The sequence below is a fragment of the Seonamhaeicola sp. ML3 genome (assembly GCF_023273855.1).
In the GTDB taxonomy this organism is placed as follows: domain Bacteria; phylum Bacteroidota; class Bacteroidia; order Flavobacteriales; family Flavobacteriaceae; genus Seonamhaeicola.
Map to the genome: position 1 here is coordinate 2,002,653 of NZ_CP096884.1, position 18,894 is coordinate 2,021,546.

21 protein-coding genes are annotated in these 18,894 nt (G+C 34.9%); 11 read left to right on the top strand and 10 right to left on the bottom strand.

The window, feature by feature from the left end:
• The first annotated feature begins 59 nt into the window (after positions 1-59).
• Both secDF and M0214_RS09080 read left to right on the top strand, forming a co-directional pair.
• Positions 60-3,056, top strand: a complete 2,997-nt coding sequence (gene secDF / locus M0214_RS09075; protein WP_248722250.1) for a protein translocase subunit SecDF — start codon at positions 60-62, stop codon at positions 3,054-3,056.
• Between the two features lie 490 nt (positions 3,057-3,546).
• Positions 3,547-4,521 carry an acyltransferase gene (locus M0214_RS09080; RefSeq protein ID WP_248722251.1) on the top strand — a complete coding sequence of 325 codons (975 nt, stop codon included), beginning with the start codon at positions 3,547-3,549 and terminating at the stop codon, positions 4,519-4,521.
• A gap of 14 nt (positions 4,522-4,535) precedes the next feature.
• Here the strand turns inward: M0214_RS09080 and M0214_RS09085 are convergent, their stop codons facing one another.
• From M0214_RS09085 to M0214_RS09105, 5 genes are all read right to left on the bottom strand, one after another.
• Positions 4,536-5,015 carry a DUF192 domain-containing protein gene (locus tag M0214_RS09085; protein ID WP_248722252.1) on the bottom strand — a complete coding sequence of 160 codons (480 nt, stop codon included), beginning with the start codon at positions 5,013-5,015 and terminating at the stop codon, positions 4,536-4,538.
• On the bottom strand, positions 5,015-5,950 hold the full coding sequence (lgt, locus tag M0214_RS09090) for a prolipoprotein diacylglyceryl transferase (protein WP_248722253.1): 936 nt from the start codon (positions 5,948-5,950) through the stop codon (positions 5,015-5,017). The genes M0214_RS09085 and lgt overlap by 1 nt, the downstream gene beginning before the upstream one ends.
• Positions 5,951-6,016: 66 nt before the next feature.
• Positions 6,017-7,144: a peptidylprolyl isomerase gene (locus M0214_RS09095; RefSeq protein WP_248722254.1), complete on the bottom strand. Its 1,128-nt coding sequence runs from the start codon at positions 7,142-7,144 to the stop codon at positions 6,017-6,019.
• 5 nt (positions 7,145-7,149) lie between these two features.
• The gene (gene gldI / locus M0214_RS09100) at positions 7,150-7,686 is read right to left on the bottom strand and encodes a gliding motility-associated peptidyl-prolyl isomerase GldI (RefSeq protein ID WP_248722255.1); all 537 of its coding nucleotides are present in this window, start codon (positions 7,684-7,686) and stop codon (positions 7,150-7,152) included.
• Positions 7,679-8,698, bottom strand: a complete 1,020-nt coding sequence (locus M0214_RS09105) for a bifunctional oligoribonuclease/PAP phosphatase NrnA (RefSeq protein ID WP_248722256.1) — start codon at positions 8,696-8,698, stop codon at positions 7,679-7,681. Before M0214_RS09105 ends, gldI begins: the two co-directional genes overlap by 8 nt.
• 258 nt (positions 8,699-8,956) lie before the next feature.
• On the opposite strand from M0214_RS09105, the gene M0214_RS09110 reads away from it, so the two are divergent.
• Positions 8,957-9,376: a nucleoside-diphosphate kinase gene (locus M0214_RS09110; RefSeq protein WP_248722257.1), complete on the top strand. Its 420-nt coding sequence runs from the start codon at positions 8,957-8,959 to the stop codon at positions 9,374-9,376.
• An 87-nt stretch (positions 9,377-9,463) separates the two neighbouring features.
• Here the strand turns inward: M0214_RS09110 and M0214_RS09115 are convergent, their stop codons facing one another.
• The 3 genes from M0214_RS09115 to M0214_RS09125 form a co-directional block, all read right to left on the bottom strand.
• Positions 9,464-9,655, bottom strand: coding sequence for a cold-shock protein (locus M0214_RS09115; RefSeq protein WP_248722258.1), 192 nt, complete (start codon positions 9,653-9,655; stop codon positions 9,464-9,466).
• Positions 9,656-9,816: 161 nt separating this feature from the next.
• On the bottom strand, positions 9,817-10,113 hold the full coding sequence (locus tag M0214_RS09120) for a DUF721 domain-containing protein (protein ID WP_248722259.1): 297 nt from the start codon (positions 10,111-10,113) through the stop codon (positions 9,817-9,819).
• A gap of 39 nt (positions 10,114-10,152) precedes the next feature.
• Positions 10,153-11,232 carry a DNA replication/repair protein RecF gene (locus M0214_RS09125; RefSeq protein ID WP_248722260.1) on the bottom strand — a complete coding sequence of 360 codons (1,080 nt, stop codon included), beginning with the start codon at positions 11,230-11,232 and terminating at the stop codon, positions 10,153-10,155.
• Between the two features lie 137 nt (positions 11,233-11,369).
• Here M0214_RS09125 and M0214_RS09130 point away from each other — a divergent pair, with 137 nt between their 5' ends.
• The 8 genes from M0214_RS09130 (at position 11,370) to M0214_RS09165 (ending at position 17,910) form a co-directional block, all read left to right on the top strand.
• Positions 11,370-12,140 carry a tetratricopeptide repeat protein gene (locus M0214_RS09130; RefSeq protein ID WP_248722261.1) on the top strand — a complete coding sequence of 257 codons (771 nt, stop codon included), beginning with the start codon at positions 11,370-11,372 and terminating at the stop codon, positions 12,138-12,140.
• A gap of 11 nt (positions 12,141-12,151) precedes the next feature.
• Positions 12,152-12,637 carry a 6,7-dimethyl-8-ribityllumazine synthase gene (ribH, locus tag M0214_RS09135; RefSeq protein ID WP_248722262.1) on the top strand — a complete coding sequence of 162 codons (486 nt, stop codon included), beginning with the start codon at positions 12,152-12,154 and terminating at the stop codon, positions 12,635-12,637.
• A gap of 200 nt (positions 12,638-12,837) precedes the next feature.
• On the top strand, positions 12,838-13,068 hold the full coding sequence (locus tag M0214_RS09140; protein ID WP_248722263.1) for a hypothetical protein: 231 nt from the start codon (positions 12,838-12,840) through the stop codon (positions 13,066-13,068).
• 18 nt (positions 13,069-13,086) lie between these two features.
• Entirely contained in the window at positions 13,087-13,365 is a 279-nt protein-coding gene (locus M0214_RS09145; protein WP_248722264.1) for a riboflavin synthase subunit beta, read from the top strand.
• 6 nt (positions 13,366-13,371) lie between these two features.
• Positions 13,372-15,237, top strand: coding sequence for a DNA mismatch repair endonuclease MutL (gene mutL, locus M0214_RS09150; RefSeq protein WP_248722265.1), 1,866 nt, complete (start codon positions 13,372-13,374; stop codon positions 15,235-15,237).
• Between the two features lie 3 nt (positions 15,238-15,240).
• Positions 15,241-15,990, top strand: a complete 750-nt coding sequence (locus tag M0214_RS09155; protein ID WP_248722266.1) for a rhomboid family intramembrane serine protease — start codon at positions 15,241-15,243, stop codon at positions 15,988-15,990.
• Positions 15,990-16,838: a rhomboid family intramembrane serine protease gene (locus M0214_RS09160; RefSeq protein WP_248722267.1), complete on the top strand. Its 849-nt coding sequence runs from the start codon at positions 15,990-15,992 to the stop codon at positions 16,836-16,838. Before M0214_RS09155 ends, M0214_RS09160 begins: the two co-directional genes overlap by 1 nt.
• A gap of 46 nt (positions 16,839-16,884) precedes the next feature.
• Entirely contained in the window at positions 16,885-17,910 is a 1,026-nt protein-coding gene (locus M0214_RS09165; protein ID WP_248722268.1) for an endonuclease/exonuclease/phosphatase family protein, read from the top strand.
• On the opposite strand, the gene M0214_RS09170 is transcribed toward M0214_RS09165, so the two are convergent.
• Both M0214_RS09170 and M0214_RS09175 read right to left on the bottom strand, forming a co-directional pair.
• Entirely contained in the window at positions 17,911-18,219 is a 309-nt protein-coding gene (locus tag M0214_RS09170) for a DUF6122 family protein (RefSeq protein ID WP_248722269.1), read from the bottom strand.
• Positions 18,219-18,839 (bottom strand): WbqC family protein, encoded by a 621-nt coding sequence (locus M0214_RS09175; protein ID WP_248722270.1) that lies wholly within the window; start codon positions 18,837-18,839, stop codon positions 18,219-18,221. The genes M0214_RS09170 and M0214_RS09175 overlap by 1 nt, the downstream gene beginning before the upstream one ends.
• Positions 18,840-18,894: the final 55 nt, after the last annotated feature.

The following is an 18,894-nucleotide window of genomic DNA, read 5'->3' on the forward strand; positions in this document are numbered from 1 at the left end:
GTTTTATGGTAAATGATACATTTGCCCGTTTTAAAATTTGATTATAAACTACAATAAGAATGCAAAACAAAGGATTAGTAAAATTATTTGCTTTACTGTTTGGGTTGGTAAGTATCTACCAATTATCATTTACATTTAAGGCAAGCCAAATTGAAAGCGATGCAGAAGCGCAAGCTATTGAAAAGATAGCTGATACTGAAGAGGACTATCGCGCAAAGAGAAGCCTGGAAGAGGCTAATTATTTAGAAGAAATAGCAACAGATACCGTATTTAATATTGGTGTTGGAAAATATACCTACAACGAGGTGAAGTCTAAGGCCATGAACCTTGGTCTTGATTTAAAGGGAGGTATAAACGTTATTCTTCAGGTGTCGGTAAAAGATATCTTAAAAGGATTAGCGAACAATACTAAAGATCCTGTTTTTAATACAGCTATAGATAATGCTTCCGAAGTACAAAAGAACAGTCAGAATACGTATTTAGAGGATTTCTTTGCCGAGTTCGATAAAATTAAAGGAGATACGAAATTAGCGTCACCCGATATTTTCTATACTAAAGATCTTGATGGCGAGATTGACGGAAGCATGAGTGATGATGAGGTTAAAACTATCATTCAAAGAAAGATTGATGAGTCTGTTGTGTCTGCTTTCGAGGTATTACGTAAACGTATCGATGGGTTAGGGGTAACGTCTCCAAATATTCAGCGTTTAGGAAACTCCGGTAGAATTTTAATTGAATTACCGGGGGTTAAAGATATCGAAAGAGCCGAGCGTAACTTTACTACTATGGCCCAGTTACAATTCTGGGATGCTTACAAAGGGGAGCAATTTTTCAACTTTTTAGGGCAGGCAAACGAAGTATTAAAGCCACTAGTTGAAACTTCCGAGGAGGTTGCTCAAACAACCGAAAGTGCAGACGCTGAAGATGCTACACAAGAAGATGCTGTTGATGAACTTTTAGGAGATGCTACTACAGATTCTACCCAGGTAGCAACCGTTAATCCTTTATTCGATTTGATTAAAGGTGGTGGTTCTCAAGGCGGACCTGTAATTGCACAGTTCGATATTAAAGACAAGGATTTAGTACTTGAGTACTTAAACAAGAAAGAAGTAAGGGCTTTATTGCCGGCCGAATTACGCTATACTAAGTTTGCCTTTGGGAAGCCTAAAAAAGATTCAGAGGTTGTTGGTTTGTATGCTTTAGCAGGAAATAGAGAAAACATTCCTCAACTTAGTGGGGCTGTGGTAACCGATGCTCGTACAGATTTTGGTCTTACAGGTGAACCTGAAGTAGCAATGCAAATGAATGCAAAAGGTGCTAAAGTATGGGAAAAAATGACTGGTGAGGCATATAGTAACAGAAGTCAGATTGCTATTGTTTTAGATGATATTGTATATTCTGCTCCAGGTGTAACTTCTGGACCAATTGCTGGCGGACGTTCATCTATTTCTGGAGATTTTACGGTTGCAGAAGCAAACGATTTAGCAAACGTATTAAGAGCTGGTAAATTACCTGCATCGGCTGATATTATTTCAAGTGAGGTTGTAGGACCGTCTTTAGGTCAGGAAGCTATTGATAGCGGTACTATGTCATTTGTTATCGCGTTAATCGTGGTATTACTTTGGATGATTTTCTACTACGGAAAAGCGGGTGGTATGGCAGATATCGCCATGGCATTGAATATCCTATTAATCTTCGGAATCTTATCAGGTCTTGGAGCTGTATTAACTTTACCTGGTATTGCGGGTATTGTATTGACCATTGGTATGTCTGTAGATGCAAACGTACTTATATTTGAGCGTATTCGAGAGGAGTTAGCCAAAGGTAAAGGTCAAAAAGAAGCTATTAAAGACGGTTTTGGTAATGCCTTATCATCTATTTTAGATGCTAATATTACTACAGGTTTAACGGCACTTATTTTATTTGTGTTTGGTACAGGTCCAATAAAAGGATTCGCAACGACCTTATTAATCGGTATTGGTACGTCGTTATTTACTGCTATTTTCATTACAAGACTGTTAATAGACTGGTATGTAAATAAAGGTGGTGTGCTAAACTTTTCAACGCCAATTACAAAGAACTTGTTTAGAAACATCAATATCGAGTTCTTAAAGAAGCGTAAAGTTGCCTTTATCATATCTGGTGTGTTTATCGCTTTAAGTTTAGGGTCTTTATTCACTAATGGTTTAGATCAAGGTGTAGATTTTGTTGGAGGTAGAACTTATCAAGTGCGTTTTGCTCATGATGTTAACGCCTCTGAAATCGCTAATGAATTATCTAAACCAGAATTTTTAACAAGTGCAGAAGCTAAAACATTTGGTACTACAAACCAGTTAAAGATTACAACAAAATATAAGGTAAACGAAAGTGGAGCAGAGGTTGATGCTGATATCAAAGAAAGATTGTACAACGGTTTACAATCGTATTTAGAAGGTGTTTCTATCGAGCAGTTCTTAGATCTTTCTGATGATACAAAACAAGTTGGTTTGTTAAAGTCTGATAAAGTGAGTCCAACCATAGCCGATGATATTAAACAAGCATCAGTTTGGGCAGTTTTGGGATCGTTGATTGTGGTGTTCCTTTATATCTTAATTCGTTTTAAGCGTTGGCAATATTCACTTGGTGCTGTTGTGGCAGTATTCCATGATGTATTGATTGTGTTAGGTATCTTCTCATTAACATATAAATTTATGCCATTCAACATGGAGATTAACCAAGCATTTATTGCAGCTATCTTAACGGTTATTGGTTACTCGCTGAATGATACCGTGGTTGTATTCGATAGAATTCGTGAGTTCTTTAATGAGCACACCAGCTGGAAATTTGACCGTGTGGTAAATTCGTCTTTAAGTAGTACATTAAGTAGGACATTAAATACATCGTTAACTACCTTGGTCGTATTATTAGCCATCTTTATTTTTGGAGGTGATTCTATTAGAGGATTCATGTTTGCATTAATAGTTGGTGTGATTGTGGGTACTTACTCATCATTATTTATTGCAACACCAATCATGTACGATACGGTGAACAAATTAGATGACAATAAGAAGAAGTAAACTTTCAATAACTTCCAGTAAAAAAAGCCTATCAACATATGTTGATAGGCTTTTTTTTAATTTGATTAATTGTATAATAAACCCGATGATAAGTGATGTTATTATTTATCTGACGATTAATATTGAAACTGAACGAATATTTAATAATTCATAGCAATGGTACAGAAGTATTTTTCTTATTTTTGAATTATAGCAAAAAGTAATTTAAAATTTGATTTTTAAAGCATTAAATTTAGTGCTTGTTCTTTAAGCGGTTTTCTCCCTCTGTTAGCCAAAATTCAAAAATCAGGCAATTACTAATTGATGTGATTAAAAGATTAAAGGTGGTCACACCTTATATCAAAAAGCTATCTAATTACTACATAAAGGTATTCTAGTTATACTCAAGACTGTTTCATAATGTAGATTGAAGTTTTTTGTAAAGACATTTTTTAGTTAGTTTTAATAATAGTCATGTAGTAGATAGGTTTTAACATTAATATTTTAATTAATGCATAGGAGAATTATAAGCATCGATATTTTAAAATTTATCGCTGCTATACTTATAACGAATTCACATTTGGATATTCTCTATCCCAATGATGATTATGCAACTGGGGGAGCCATAGGTAATGCCCTTTTCTTTTTCTGTTCGGGATTTACTATCTTTTTAAAGCCTGTTGGTCGTTTTGATAATTTCTACAAAAGGAGGATTAGTAGAATATTTCCAACAGTATTTACATGGGCACTTCTGGCCTACACATGTTTTAATGAAAAAGAGAATATTTTTTATATACTTTTTTATGGCAGTGGATGGTTCATATCTTGTATTATGGTGCATTATGTACTTCTTTATTTTGTTAAAAAGTTTCTTTCTAAGTATTTAGTCCATGTGTTTCTAAGCTTTTTGATAGCTGTACTTTCCTTTGTGTTTTGGTGTTGTTTTAGTCAAACAGATTACAGTAGTTATTCATTATATGCTGATGTTTACGTTTTTAGGTGGGTATATTATTTCCTTTTTGTTTTACTAGGGGCTATATCAGCAACTTACAGAAGGAATCAAGTGTGTAATTTTAAGTTGAATATTCTCAAGCTTTTAGGGTTATTTGTTTTATTTTACGGTCTATTGTTTTTGGCAAGGGAGAATGTGTTTTTTAATAAAATACAGGTTGTATCTTTATTTCCCCTTCTTGGTATAACCTTTTATTTCCATAAAGTAGTAAGCTCAAGTAGTGTAAAGAGGTTTTATGATAGAAAAATACCAAGATTGATCATTAGAACTATAGGTGGTCTTTGTCTTGAGATATACTTAATACAAAAGTACCTGATATTTGATTCTTTAAATAACATATTTCCTGCCAACATAATAATAGTCTTTTTAGTCATAATCCTTGGCGCTTACATTTTAAGGACTCTATCTAGGATAATGTCGCAAATCTTCAGGGATCAAGATTTTGATTGGAAAGCTGTATTTAACTTGTATTAAGCCTATTGGTTTTTTTAAAACTTGGTAAAATCAATGCTATCCCCAACTAAAAGTCTCCAAGTATCAACCATGCCAGCATTAACTTCTAGGACATATTTGGCAGGAGCGTTGGATGGTAACGAGCTTTCATCGAAAGGTTTTGCATTTTTCTGAAAACTCACAATGGTTTTTTTAGCATTAATAAAGATGAGGTCTAAAGGGATTTTCGTGTTTTTCATGTAGAAAGAACGCGGACTTTCATCCTCAAAAACGAATAGCATGCCGTGGTTTACTTTCATTTCACTTCGGTACATAAGCCCTGTTTGAATTTCGAAAGGGGTATCGGCTATTTCAATATCAATTACAACTTTTGTAGAGTCACTCTTAATCTTATGAATTGTAAGTTCGCCTTCTTTTTTAAAGGTGACTTCTGTTTGCGTAATAACTTTTTTGTTGTCTTTACAGGCTGAGAGACATATTATAAAATAGCAAGAAAGTAAAACAATATAGCGCATTAATTTACTGATGCCTTCTTGGGTTTAAATACAAACATAAAATATAGACCAATAAGAATAAACGGTATGCTTAACCATTGCCCAGTTTGTAGTCCGAACCAGTTTATGTATTCTTTTCCTTGAGGTTCTTTAACAAATTCTACGATAAAACGTACTGTCCAGAGCAGAATTAAAAATAGTCCAAATAAGAATCCAGTTTGGTCTTTTTTAGTGGTTTTAGAGTAGAAATACCAAAGGATGATGAATACAAAAATATAACTGAATGATTCGTATAATTGGGCGGGGTGTCGGTAAGGTACTTTTTCTAGTAACGAAGCAAATTCAGGATTCTCTGTTACGGCATTATAGGCCTTCTGAACATCTCTAATTCCTGTAAGCTGTGTGATTTGACTCTTATAGTAATGATCTTGAATAAACCTTACACCCAAAGCAAAATCTCCAGATTTTCTACCGATAATTTCAGAGTTAATAAAGTTGCCTATTCTAATAAATACAGCTCCAGAGGCCACTGCAATTACAATTCTATCCAATATCCAAAGTAGCGATTTATATTTGTATTTTTTGCGATATAGGTACATGCCTAATATGATGCCTATTGCCGCACCATGGCTGGCCAGCCCTTGAAACCCCGTAAACTCTATACCATCTTTAAAGCTAAAAGGGAGGAAAATACTCCAGAAATCTTGTGATATTAACTCTCTCTGGTAGAATAAAACATGGCCAAGTCGAGCGCCTAACATAGTGGCTAGAACTGTGTAAATAAACAATGGGTCTAAGTAGTCGAGTGAAACTTTTTCTTTGGTGAATATACGTTTCATGATATACCACCCTGCAATGAATGCTATAACCCACATAAGGCTGTAAAAATGCAATTTAAAATTACCAACAATATCAATACCTGTTACCGGGTTCCAGTCATATTTTAATGCATGCATGTGTTTACTTTTGATTTGTAAATATAAGTGTTTGGCGTAACTTAAGTGTTAAAAAATCATGTTGGTTTATTCTACTAATTCTATAACTTCAACTTCAAAAATTAAGTTAGCTTTTGGAGGGATGCCTCTGTTTCCAGCTTCACCATAAGCTAGATGATATGGTAAAAACAAGGTAGCTTTGTCCCCTACACGCAATTGTTTTAGCCCTTCTTTAAATCCAGGAATCATTTGCGCGTCTGGACCAATATCTGCGATTATAGGCTGGTATCCATTGGCATTTTTTCGTCTTTCATTTACGGCGCCTAGGGCATTAGCAATGTCAAGACTGCTTGTTTGAAGTAATGCGCCATTTTCGAAATACACGGCGTAATGTGTTTTTACCTGACCATTTTCTGGAAGTTTTTCACCTTCACCTATTTCGGAAATATAATATTGTAAGCCCGATGCTAATTTGATTGCTTCTGCTTTTTGTTTCTTGAATTTTTCTTGAGTTGCTCTTAAAATCGCTTCAGCTTTTTCTTTTTCAGCTTTTTCTCGGTTAGCTTCCTCTATAAAGTGATTTTTAAAAATTTTGGGAGCATCAAATTTTTTTGCGTCTTTTCCCTTTCTTATAATATTTACCTCTTCAATTATTACGTCTTCAACAGGTCTGTTTAATCCACTTGTTTTAACGTTAGATATACTATCTTGAATATTCAACCCTATAACTAACTCTCCAAAAACAGTATAACCTTTGTCGAGGTGGGGTCGAGGTACTTCAGTAATATAAAATTGACTGCCATTGGTGTCCGGACCACTATTGGCCATTGCTAAAATGCCAGGTTTATCGTGTTTTAGGTCTGGGTGAGTTTCATTTTTAAATCGGTAACCAGGATTTCCGGAGCCATTACCTTTTGGGTCTCCGCCCTGAATCATAAACGAGTCTATTACCCTGTGGAAAATAAGACCATTGTAAAACTTTTTATCTTTATAAGCCTCGTCTACCATGGTGTTGGTACCTTCTGCTAAAGCTACAAAGTTAGCTACAGTGATAGGGGTTTTATCGAACGCTAATTGCGCTACCATAGTTCCCATAGAGGTTTTGATTTCTGCATATAAACCGTCCTCGAGATCGTTATACTGGCTTTTGCAAGAAGCGGTGAAAAGCATTAAAACAAGAAATGAAATCTGTGTAATTTTCTTGAAAAATATCATTTGTTTTATTGTTTTTTTGTGATTGAATTCACTGTTACCTCACAAATTAAAGGAACATTAGTGCCAATTTTATTATTATCCCCATAATAACCATATGCTTTTTGAGATGGGAATAAAAAGGTAATTGTTTCTCCAGTTTTCATGAGTTTTAAACCCTCTCGTAGGCCAGTAAAAAGTTCTTGTTGGTCCATGGTGTAGTCTTGGGTGCTAATATCAGATTTTGAATAAATAAGATTACCGTTCAAGTTTTTTACACTGTAATTGTAGTTTACGATATCTCCAAATACGGGTGTTCTTAGAGTGTCCGAGTCAATTTTGGTGTTATAGTAGTACCAAAATCCGCTTTCAGAAGTTAGATATTCGTAATTGTTTTTTTTCAAAAGTGCTTCTATGGCCTCTTTTTCTTTGGTGTTAAGAGCTTTATTTCTAGCTATAGATTCATTTATAAATGAACCAGATTTTGAAGAAATCGGTCTTCTGGCCTCAGGTGTTTTGCATCCCAAAACGACCAAGAGTAGGGCTAGGGAAAGTAATTTATTCATTGTTTAGGGCATTGTTATAATAGGGTAAGATACTAATAAATTTTTCAACGGTATCTTTTAATGATAAATAGCTCTTTCCTCCAGCAGCATTGGTGTGGCCGCCACCGTTGAAATGTGCACGAGACATTTCGTTGACAGAAAAATTCCCTTTAGAACGCAATGAGATTTTTATAATACCTTCCTGCTTGTCTTCAATAAATATTGCAGCAAGAATAATGCCTTCTAGAGAAAGTCCGTAGTTAACTACCCCTTCAGTATCGCCTTTTGTATAGTTATTTTTATTTAATTCTTCTTGAGACAGGGTGATGTAAGCCGCTCTTGACTCTGCGATAACTTTTAAATTCTCTAGTGCTGTACCTAATAATTGGAGCCTATTCAAACTATTGGTGTCATATACATTATTGTGGATTTGCGAGTTGTTAGCACCCCTCTCAATAAGGTCTGCCACAATTTTATGAGTTGTACTAGTGGTAGAAGAAAACCTGAAAGATCCTGTATCGGTCATGATGCCAGCATATAAACATGTGGAAACATCAGCATCAATTAAATCAATATCCCCGAGCATATTTATAAAATGATAGATCATTTCGCAAGTAGAACTCATGTTAACATCGCTGAACATGTAGGTGGCGTAATCATCTGGTGCTTGATGGTGGTCTATCATTATTTTTAATCCTTCACTTTCTGATAAAACGGATTCCATAGGGCCTGTTCTATGGAAAGCATTAAAATCAAGGGTAAAAATAATATCGGCTTTATTTACTAAGTTGTTACATTCTTTAGTCTGCGAATCATACCTTAATATGGAATTTTCAGCTGGCATCCATTTTAAAAACTTCGGATAATCGTTTGGGGTAATTACCTGTGCATTGTGTTTTGTTTTAATAAGGTAGTGATACAATCCAAGTGTAGATCCAATAGCGTCACCGTCAGGGTTTTTATGAGGAACAATTACTATGTTTTTCGGTGTTGATAATAACTGCTTTATATCTTTAATATCTTGTTTTTTCATAGACGACGAATATACAATTTTTTAACCCGCCCTGTACATTAGAACTTTGTAATGAAGTTTTGAAGTGCAATAAAATCTGCAAGTTTCTTAATTTCAGCATAGCAGTGTTATGGGGAAATTAAAAACTTGATGTAATCTCAGATTTTGAAGTAATTTAAAGCTGTAATAAATTTTCTAATGTATAGATTGGGTTTAATATTGGAATATCTTGTTTTTCGGCAGAAATACATTACTTTTGCGGCAACTTAAAATAATAAAATGGCAACAAATAGAACATTTACAATGCTAAAGCCAGATGCTGTTGAAAAAGGGCACATTGGCGCAATTTTAGAAAAGATTTCGGCTTCAGGATTTAGAATTGTAGCTATGAAATTAACACAGATGACAAAGGCGGATGCTGAAACGTTTTATGCGATTCATAAAGAACGTCCGTTTTTTGCAGATTTGGTTGAATATATGACTCGTGGTCCCATTGTAGCTGCTATCTTAGAAAAAGATAATGCAGTTGAAGATTTTAGAACATTAATTGGAGCGACCAATCCAGCTGATGCTGCCGAGGGAACTATTAGAAAAATGTACGCAGATTCTATAAGCGAAAATGCAGTTCACGGAAGTGATAGTGATGACAATGCCGCTATAGAAGGGGATTTCCACTTCTCGGGAAGAGAGCAATTTTAGCAATTAAGAACACTGAACAAAAAAAAGTCCCGCAACATTGTTGCGGGACTTTTTTTTAATTGTAAATAAAAAGTGAAATAATATATATTAGATAACTTTTACGTTTACTGCGTTTAAGCCTTTTCTACCTTCCTGAAGATCGAATTCAACTTCATCACCCTGTTTAACTTCATCGATTAATCCAGAAATGTGAACAAAATGTTCTTTGTTTGAACCTTCTTCTACAATAAAACCAAAACCTTTAGTATCATTGAAGAATTTAACTGTTCCTTTACTCATGTTAAAAAAATTAAATTATTATTGTGAGCAAAGTTAATGTTTAAAAGTATTGTAAATCATTAAATTACAATTAATTTTAAATAAAATTTAAATTAAGCCTTTTAAGTCCTTTAAAATAAGACATTGGTTAAAATCTAAAAAGTAATGGAGGTTGGCTTTTTTTACCTTAAAATGAGTTTTTTTACAATTTCTTTGCCTAACTCCTCATTTAACATATCTATAATCTTCTGCTTGCCATAGCTCAATTCCTCTCTTAAAACACTCGAACTTAATTGAACATAAAGTGTCTCTCTTTGCAGGTTTACAGAGGTTGTATAGTTGTTAATGCCATTACCCATAAGTTTAGCCCACGCCTCGGCAACATTTACTTTGTCTAAACCTTTTTCGAGTTTATTGGTTTCTACAAATTCCTTTAGGGCGTCCTTTATGCTTATGTGTTCGTTATGGCGTTTGGGCATCTTTCCTGAATTTCTATGGAGTTGTTAAAATTTTAATCACTATAATTTAAAAATCTCATAAGATTGGTGTACTTGTTTTACGGCATTTTCAGTACGGTCAGCATGGGTGTCGCTTATAAATAACTGACCAAAGTTTTCATCGTCCACTAATTTAATGATTTGTGCAACACGATGCTCATCTAGTTTATCGAAAATATCATCTAACAACAGAATAGGGTTTACGCCACTTTGCGCTTTTATAAAATCGAATTGCGCTAATTTTAAGGCAATTAAAAACGACTTTTGTTGACCCTGACTTCCAAATTTTTTGATAGGATGAGTTTCTATATTAAAATATAAGTCATCTTTATGAATGCCCACACTGGTGTATTGTAATGCTTTGTCTTTATTCAAGGCGTTTTGTAAAAGTGAGTTTAAATCATCTTCGAACAAATTACTGTGATATACCAAATCTACTATTTCATTACCGCTACTAATTGCTTGGTAGCGTTCCTTAAAAATGGGAATGAACTCTTTTAAAAAAGCATCCCTTTTTTCGAAAATGTGGGTGCCGTATTCGGTTAGTTGATTATTGTAAACCTCAAGAGTGTCTGCATTAAAGGTGTGGTTTAAAGCAAAGTATTTAAATAACGCGTTGCGTTGGGCTAAAATTTTGTTGTAATTAATCAGGTAGCTTAAATAGGACTTGTCGCTCTGTGAAATAACACTGTCAATAAATTTTCTTCTGGTGTCGCTGCCTTCAACAATAAGGTTTCTATCAGCAGGCGATATAATTACCAGCGGTAAAAAACCAATATGCTCACTAAATTTCTCGTAGGCTTTGGCATTGCGCTTGATGATTTTTTTTTGACCTTTTTTGAGACTTACTACGATTTTTTCAGTTTTTTCTTCTTTATCGTATTCACCATTAATTACAAAGAAATCTTCGCCATGTCTTATATTTTGAGTGGCCACAGGATTAAAATAACTTTTGCCAAACGATAAATGGTAAATGGCATCTAAGACGTTTGTTTTTCCAATGCCGTTATTGCCTACAATACAGTTGATTTTATCATTAAAAGCAAACGATTTACTATCAAAGTTTTTATAGTTGAGTAATGAAAGCGATTTTAAAATCATGTAGCAATATGCAATTTTAAGCCTGTTTCTATGGAAAATCCCTCAAAAAGAAGTGCAAATTATTGAAAAATATCAAATAAATAGCCTTTTAGTTATGAAGAAAAATTATATTTTTGCGGCGCACAAATTTATAATATATGGCAACGTACAAGAAGAGAGGTTACAAACCTAAAACTAAGGTAGAAAAGCAACAGGATATTGAAGAAGGATCTACAACAGCAGAGGTTTTTAATACCCTAGATGAAGGAGCTTCAAAGACCGAAGCGTTTGTTGAGAAAAACCAAAAATATATATTCATTATTATAGGTGTTGTAGCTGCGGTGGTTTTAGGTACCATGGGGTATAAAGAATTTATTTCAGGCCCGAAACAGACCGCTGCTATGAACGATATGTTTCAGGCTCAAAAGTATTTCGATCAAGCTACAACTGCTGTAGAGAAGGATTCTTTATACAACTTAGCATTAAACGGCGGAGAAGGAAAGTATGGTATGCTAGATATTATAAGTGAATATGGAGGTACCGATGCTGCTAATTTAGCGAGTTACTATGCTGGAACAGCCTATTTGCGTTTAAAAGATTACAAAAGCGCAGTAGAGCATTTGAGTAATTTTAAAAGTGATGATTTAGTTTTAGGCCCATTAGCCAAAGGAAATATTGGTGATGCTTTTGTACAATTAGATCAACCTGAAGATGCTTTAGGGTATTACGAAGAAGCTGCTAAAATGCGTGATAATGAATTTACCACTCCTATGTATCTTTATAAAGCTGGAAGTATAGCTTTAGAGTTAGGGGATGCTGATAAAGCTCTAAGCTATTTCGAAAAAATTAAAGCTGATTATTCTGAGTCTACTGAAGGTTCTAACATTGATGTATTCATAGGAAAAGCAAGGGTTTTAGCCAGTAAATAGGCAAGCAGAACATGGCAACTGAAAATAAAAATTTATCGGCTTACGATAAAGCAACAATCCCAGACGCGAACGATTTTCGGTTTGGGATTGTTGTTTCTGAATGGAACGACTCCATAACCGAACCACTTTATCAAGGAGCTTACGATGCATTAATAGATAATGGAGTAAGCCCAAGCAATATTGTGCGTTGGGATGTTCCTGGGAGTTTTGAGCTTATCTACGGAAGTAAAAAAATGCAGGAGCAAATGGTTAACGCTGTTATTGCCATAGGAAGCGTTATTCAAGGTGAAACCAAGCACTTCGATTTTGTTTGTCAAGGTGTTGCTCAAGGTATCAAGGATTTAAATGTAATGCACGAAACTCCCGTGATATTCTGTGTTTTAACAGACAATAATCTAGAACAGGCTCAAGCGCGCTCGGGAGGTAAACACGGGAACAAGGGTACAGAAGCTGCTATCGCTGCCATAAAAATGGCAGAACTTCGTAGAAATAGTTAGTAGTATTCTGTGGGCAGTATCCAGTTGGTAGTAGGCGTTGCTGTTTAGAGTTTTATTACTTTGCATCTTAGCGATTTTGCGAGAGACTTTTCAAACTACATACTTGATATTATCTCAGGGTTTTTGTTAACAATTTTTGGCTTTTCTAAAGCTTAACTCTGTCTATTTTTAAGTATTTTTGAGATTAAGCATCATTACATTTGTTCAAACAAAGAAAAAATAGACAATTTAACTATCGGCCTAGATTTTCTAAAGAAAATCAGATAGATTCAAGCTCAGGACAAACTCCAGAAAAAGAGTTTGTTTCCAGATGGAAAGCTGAGAGAGAAGGCAAACGAAAAGTGAGAGGCGTTTTGCCAGTAAGAACGCTTATTTTAGCTTTGGTATTATTATTGATTCTTATGTATGTATTGGAAAAAAAATACATGTAAACAAAAAACTGAATCATCATGGGACTATTAAAATTACGTAAAAATAAAAAGTTTAGTTATTCACCCCGTTACTACAAAGGCGAGGGTAACCCTTATGAGATAAAGCATAAGTTCGATGAACATCGAGTAACTATCGGTAATAATTCTGGTTTGAAAACAAAGATAGATAATGCTTGGAACGACTATAAACATAACCCAAATAAAGAGGCCGATAAGCGTGTACTTATCATAGTTGCTATTTTAGTTTTGATTTTCTTAGTTATAATTGGGTTCGATTTATCTATATTCTTTTCTTAATAATACATGGCAGACATCATACAGCTTTTACCTGATCATGTTGCAAACCAAATAGCTGCTGGAGAAGTTGTACAGCGTCCCGCCTCTGTTGTAAAAGAGTTACTTGAAAATGCTATTGATGCCGGGGCAACTTCAATAAAACTTATCATAAAAGATGCAGGCAAAACCCTAATACAGGTTATTGACAACGGTAAAGGTATGAGTGTTACAGATGCTCGTCTAAGTTTCGAGCGTCATGCCACATCAAAGATTAAGTCGGCCGATGATCTTTTTCAATTACACACCAAAGGATTCCGTGGAGAAGCATTAGCGAGTATTGCTGCTATTGCACATGTTGAATTAAAAACCAAGCAAGAGCAAGATGATGTAGGAACGACTATTGTGATTGAGGGTAGTGAAATAACCTCACAAGAAGTGGTTGTTACACCCAAAGGCACATCGGTTTCGGTTAAAAATTTGTTTTATAATATACCAGCGCGTCGCAATTTTTTAAAATCCAATGCAGTAGAATTACGTCATGTCATCGATGAGTTTCATAGGGTCGCTTTAGCGCATTGCGATATTAATTTCATGATGTATAATAATGGCAGTGAGTCTTTTAACTTGCCCGCTAGCAACTACAGACAGCGCATTGTAAATATCTTTGGAAATAAAACCAATGAAAAATTAGTGCCTGTAAATGAGGATACCGAGGTGCTTAAAATTTCTGGTTTTGTAGGGAAACCCGAATTCGCTAAGAAGACTCGAGGCGAACAATATTTCTTCGTAAACGATAGATTCATAAAAAGCGCATATTTAAATCACGCTATTGCTTCGGCTTTCGATGGGCTTTTAAAAACGGGCACACATGCTAGTTATTTTTTAAATCTTACGGTAGACCCGCAAACTATTGATATTAATATCCATCCCACAAAAACAGAGATTAAGTTCGATGACGAACATACGTTGTACGCACTATTGCGTTCTGCTGTAAAGCATAGTCTCGGACAGTTCAATATAGCGCCTGTTTTAGATTTTGAAAGGGATTCTAGTCTTGATACACCTTACGATTTCAACCAAAAAAACACTAGTGCACCATCTATCGAGGTTAATAGGAGTTTTAATCCTTTTAAGGAAGAACAAAGCTCTAGGGCTGGTACATCTTCAACTAAACAAGTAACATTTAAGAAAGAATCTGCATCTAATTGGGAAAGTTTATATATTGGTTTGGAGTCTGGAAGTGAGAATGAACCGTCTGATTTTAGCGAAGTACAGTTTGAAAGTGAAGAAACAACAGCTTCAATGTTCGACAATGAGAACGACGTGGAGCAAGTGCACACAACCTATCAACTGCATAACAAATATATCGTAAGCACTATTAAATCTGGAATGTTGGTTTTAGATCAGCATCGTGCACATCAACGTGTTTTGTACGAAGACTTTCTGAAGAATATGACGATAAAGGAAACCGTAAGTCAGCAATTGTTATTTCCGTTGCAATTACATTTTTCGGTACAGGAGATACAAATACTAACTCAATTAAAAGAAGATCTGGAACATACAGGTTTTGTGTTTTCCAACGTTACAGAAGAGTCGGTAGAGATAACAGGAGTGCCTGTTAGCGTTCCCGAGAGTGAAGTTTCTATTATTTTGGAGCAACTAATAAGTGACGTTGAAAATGAAGTGCCCGATGCCCATTTTAGCGCCATGGATTTATTAGCAAAATCTATGGCCAAAAGTTTAGCCATAAAAACGGGACAAAGTTTACAAAAAGATGAACAAGAACATTTGGTAAATAAGCTCTTTGCTTGTAAAGAACCCAATGTGTCACCTACTAACAAGACAACATTCATTACTATGAGTGTAGATGAGTTAGATAAAAGATTTATTTAGAATATGATGCGAATTTCAGAAACCGTTAAACACCTTTTGATTATTAATGTAATCATGTTTGTTGGTACTGTAGCTATTGGAGAAGGGCGATTGTTTTACGAATGGTTCGCCATGTATTTTCCACAGAATGAAGCTTTTCAACCTTGGCAGATTATAACGCACATGTTTATGCATGGTGGTGTAATGCACTTGTTTTTTAATATGTTTGGTCTTTGGATGTTTGGAACACCTGTAGAACAAGTGTTAGGTTCTAAGCGATTTTTATTTATCTATTTCTCCGCGGGATTGGTTGCAGTAGCTTTTCAGTTGGGGTCGTATTATTTTCAGTACTTGCCAACCTTCGACTCATTATTGGCAACTGGATTAGATGGTGCCGAAATAAAGCAAATGCTATTCACAAACGAGATTATTCCCGGAACTACTCAAGCTCAGGTGTCTCTTTTACAAAATATATTTCCAATTTTTAATGCTTCTATGGTTGGTGCCTCTGGGTGTTTAATGGGAATTATGGCGGCCTTTGGTATGATGAACCCTAATGCTGAATTGATGATGGTTTTCTTGCCAATACCTATAAAAGCAAAATACTTTATACCTGGAATTATTTTAATCGATTTAATTTCAGGAATTAGAGGGCAGTCTATATTTGGGTACGGAAATGTAGCTCATTTTGCTCATGTTGGGGGAGCCGTAATCGGATTCTTAGTTATGTGGTATTGGAAAAAGAAACAATTTAACAGTAATCGTTGGTATTAATGACAACACTTGGTCAGGACATAAAAGATAAGCTAAACCGGCTTAATGTATTGGAGAAAATCATTGCGGTTAACGTTGTGATTTTTATAATTGAGTCTTTATTGAGGCTCAATTTACGTTGGTTTGTGTTACCTAGTGGCTTTTCCGATTTTTTATCTAAACCTTGGAGCATTGTTACCTACGCTTTTTTACATGGCGATATATTCCACATTTTGTTTAATATGTTATGGCTTTATTTTATTGCCCGTATAGTATTGAACCTTTATAGTCCTAAAATGGCAATGAATATTTACTTTCTTGGCGCTATTTGTGGCGGACTACTATTCATGTTGGGATATCAATTGTTTCCTGGTTTTTTTGGAGGAAAATCGACTTTGGTAGGTGCCTCGGCGGCTGTTCGTGCCTTATTGATTTTTATTTGTGCCTACATGCCCAATCAAGAGGTACGTCTTATCACTTTTAATATAAAGCTGTGGTATATTGCTGTAGCGATTGTAGTAATAGATTTTTTAGGTCTTTTTGGCGGTAATGCAGGAGGGCACTTAGCGCATTTAGGAGGTGTTTTGTTGGGTTATATCTATGCTAAGCAGTTAACCAAGGGTAATGATATAGGCAAGGGTTTTGAACGTACTATGGATACTTTTACAAGTATTTTTAAACCGTCTAAGAAAAGTCCGTTAAAAACGGTCCATAAAAAGAAAAGTAAGGTAGGCGGTTATTCGAAAACAGAATTTAGCGAGTTTAATAACCAAAAAAAGATTGATGTTATCTTAGATAAAATTAGCAAAAGTGGTTATGACAGTCTTACTGCCGAGGAAAAGGATTTTCTTTTTAGAGCGGGTAAGTAGACGGTTTTAGAAACTTCGGTCAATAGTCAAGTGGTCTTCTAATAATATGAAAGGATTAAGTTTTTTTAATAAGATTATTTATTTCGTTAATGTTATTGCCGCTTTAGCGCTTCTTTTTTCTTTTATTCTTCCTTATTTGCCCCCTAAGACTTTTGCTGTTTTATCGGTGCTTAACTTGGGTGTTTCGCTTCTCATTATTCTTAACATAATTTTTGCTCTATATTGGTTGGTACGATTAAAAAGGCAGTTCTTACTCTCATTTTTAATTTTATTTATAGGCTATGTAGCTTATGGTTCGCTGTATAAGTTCTCTTCTTCCAAAGCGATTGATAACGAAGGGAATTTTAAGGTGATGAACTACAATGTGAGACTTTTCAATGTATACGACTGGATTAAAGAGGATGGCCTAGAAACCAAAATAATAGATTTTATAAAGACCGAAGCACCCGATGTGTTGAGTGTTCAGGAATATCACCCACACGAAAACGTAGACTTATCATTTTTTAAATACAAATTCGAAAAGTTGTCTGGTAAAAGAACGAAATACGGACAAGCTATTTTCTCTAAGTTTCCCATAGTGAATTCGGGTTCTATAGAGTTCCCAAATACAGGTAATAATGCCATATTCGCCGACATTAAAAAAGGGACAGATACAATACGTGTGTATAATATTCATCTAGAATCTTTGCGTATTAATACCAATGTTGATAGTTTAAAAAAGGAAAATTCTGAACGCTTGTTAAAACGCATAGGTTCGACTTTTAAAATGCAGCAGTTCCAAATGGAGTTGTTCTTAATGCATAAAAACCAATGCAAACACAAGATGGTGGTTTGTGGTGATTTTAACAATACAGCGTTTTCTTATGTATACCGAAAAATAAAGGGTGACTTAATTGATACTTATTTAAAGGCGGGTACTGGCTTTGGAAAAACCCACGATTTTAAGTATTTCCCGATGCGGATAGATTTTATTTTTGCAGACGAGGCGTTTCAAGTTAATGGTTTTAAGGCATTCGATAAGCATTATTCTGATCACTTTCCAATAATGGCGACTTTAAGTTTAGAAGATTGATTACATAAAGGAGCAATCTACAACATCTGCTATAATATGAATGGTCAAGCCCAAACCAATCAGTCGGGTTTTCTTGGGGATTAGCAATATTAAATAAATCCCAATAGCATAGTAAGTGTGCAAGGGATGAAAGTTAATACTACACCTATTTGGGTTAAAAATGGGGTCTGCTAACAAGTGGTCTAAATCTATTAGCAAACCCAAAATCATAATTATATATGCTGTTTTCCATTGAGCTTTAAACCATATTAAGGCAACAAAAAGCGGTAATAAAAAGTGACAACCGTAATGTAAGATAGGCTGTAGCATTATAAAGACAAAGTTTGTGATTCTAAATAGTTAATGGCATTAGGACCTTCGTTAAAAAGTAAATCTAATATACTTAGGTTGCCAATAAACCCATGCTTGTTGCTAAAAACTTGTGTGTATTGTTCAAACTTTTGCGGCTGCTCTTTTTTTGCATTGACAAGATGTCTTAGGTCTAATTTGCCTTCAACCGTTTTTTCAAAAGTTTTGGAATTTGAAGTATTAACATCTAGTTGTAGACAACCGCAAACAACTTCAAAGCACTTCATGTTAAAATCTAATATGTATGTTTCTTCTGTGTGGAAAAGTGGATGTAATTCATCTTCGTAATATTCAAAAAAAGGGGATGTTCTGTAAGCCGATAATAAAGATTTCCAATGGTTTAACTGCCATTTTTCTTCATTAAAAATTTTGACGTCTTTGTACAAGAGTCTATTTTTTTGAGAATGAACAACGGGTACATTTAGTGTCTGTTTTCCGTTAGCCCCATAAATATAAGTCCGATTTCTATAGGTTTGTTTTACGAAATTGTCGGCCACTTCAAATACAATATTTTCCGCCTGAGACATTGCGACAAAATGCGCAATATTTGGGAAATAGGTTGGATGTATTACAATGTCCATTATTAGCGGTTGTTCCTGTTTAAGCAAAAACCTTACTTTAAGTTATTCTACGTGG

Coding starts and splice junctions, on each gene's coding strand:
- gldI (WP_248722255.1), bottom strand. CDS start 7,686: ATGAATAAATTACTTTCCCTAGCCCTACTCTTGGTCGTTTTGGGATGC.
- M0214_RS09095 (WP_248722254.1), bottom strand. CDS start 7,144: ATGATATTTTTCAAGAAAATTACACAGATTTCATTTCTTGTTTTAATG.
- M0214_RS09160 (WP_248722267.1), top strand. CDS start 15,990: ATGACAACACTTGGTCAGGACATAAAAGATAAGCTAAACCGGCTTAAT.
- M0214_RS09155 (WP_248722266.1), top strand. CDS start 15,241: ATGATGCGAATTTCAGAAACCGTTAAACACCTTTTGATTATTAATGTA.
- lgt (WP_248722253.1), bottom strand. CDS start 5,950: ATGCATGCATTAAAATATGACTGGAACCCGGTAACAGGTATTGATATT.
- M0214_RS09085 (WP_248722252.1), bottom strand. CDS start 5,015: ATGCGCTATATTGTTTTACTTTCTTGCTATTTTATAATATGTCTCTCA.
- mutL (WP_248722265.1), top strand. CDS start 13,372: ATGGCAGACATCATACAGCTTTTACCTGATCATGTTGCAAACCAAATA.
- M0214_RS09165 (WP_248722268.1), top strand. CDS start 16,885: ATGAAAGGATTAAGTTTTTTTAATAAGATTATTTATTTCGTTAATGTT.
- secDF (WP_248722250.1), top strand. CDS start 60: ATGCAAAACAAAGGATTAGTAAAATTATTTGCTTTACTGTTTGGGTTG.
- M0214_RS09105 (WP_248722256.1), bottom strand. CDS start 8,698: ATGAAAAAACAAGATATTAAAGATATAAAGCAGTTATTATCAACACCG.
- M0214_RS09145 (WP_248722264.1), top strand. CDS start 13,087: ATGGGACTATTAAAATTACGTAAAAATAAAAAGTTTAGTTATTCACCC.
- M0214_RS09120 (WP_248722259.1), bottom strand. CDS start 10,113: ATGCCCAAACGCCATAACGAACACATAAGCATAAAGGACGCCCTAAAG.
- M0214_RS09125 (WP_248722260.1), bottom strand. CDS start 11,232: ATGATTTTAAAATCGCTTTCATTACTCAACTATAAAAACTTTGATAGT.
- M0214_RS09130 (WP_248722261.1), top strand. CDS start 11,370: ATGGCAACGTACAAGAAGAGAGGTTACAAACCTAAAACTAAGGTAGAA.
- M0214_RS09170 (WP_248722269.1), bottom strand. CDS start 18,219: ATGCTACAGCCTATCTTACATTACGGTTGTCACTTTTTATTACCGCTT.
- M0214_RS09110 (WP_248722257.1), top strand. CDS start 8,957: ATGGCAACAAATAGAACATTTACAATGCTAAAGCCAGATGCTGTTGAA.
- M0214_RS09115 (WP_248722258.1), bottom strand. CDS start 9,655: ATGAGTAAAGGAACAGTTAAATTCTTCAATGATACTAAAGGTTTTGGT.
- ribH (WP_248722262.1), top strand. CDS start 12,152: ATGGCAACTGAAAATAAAAATTTATCGGCTTACGATAAAGCAACAATC.
- M0214_RS09175 (WP_248722270.1), bottom strand. CDS start 18,839: ATGGACATTGTAATACATCCAACCTATTTCCCAAATATTGCGCATTTT.
- M0214_RS09080 (WP_248722251.1), top strand. CDS start 3,547: ATGCATAGGAGAATTATAAGCATCGATATTTTAAAATTTATCGCTGCT.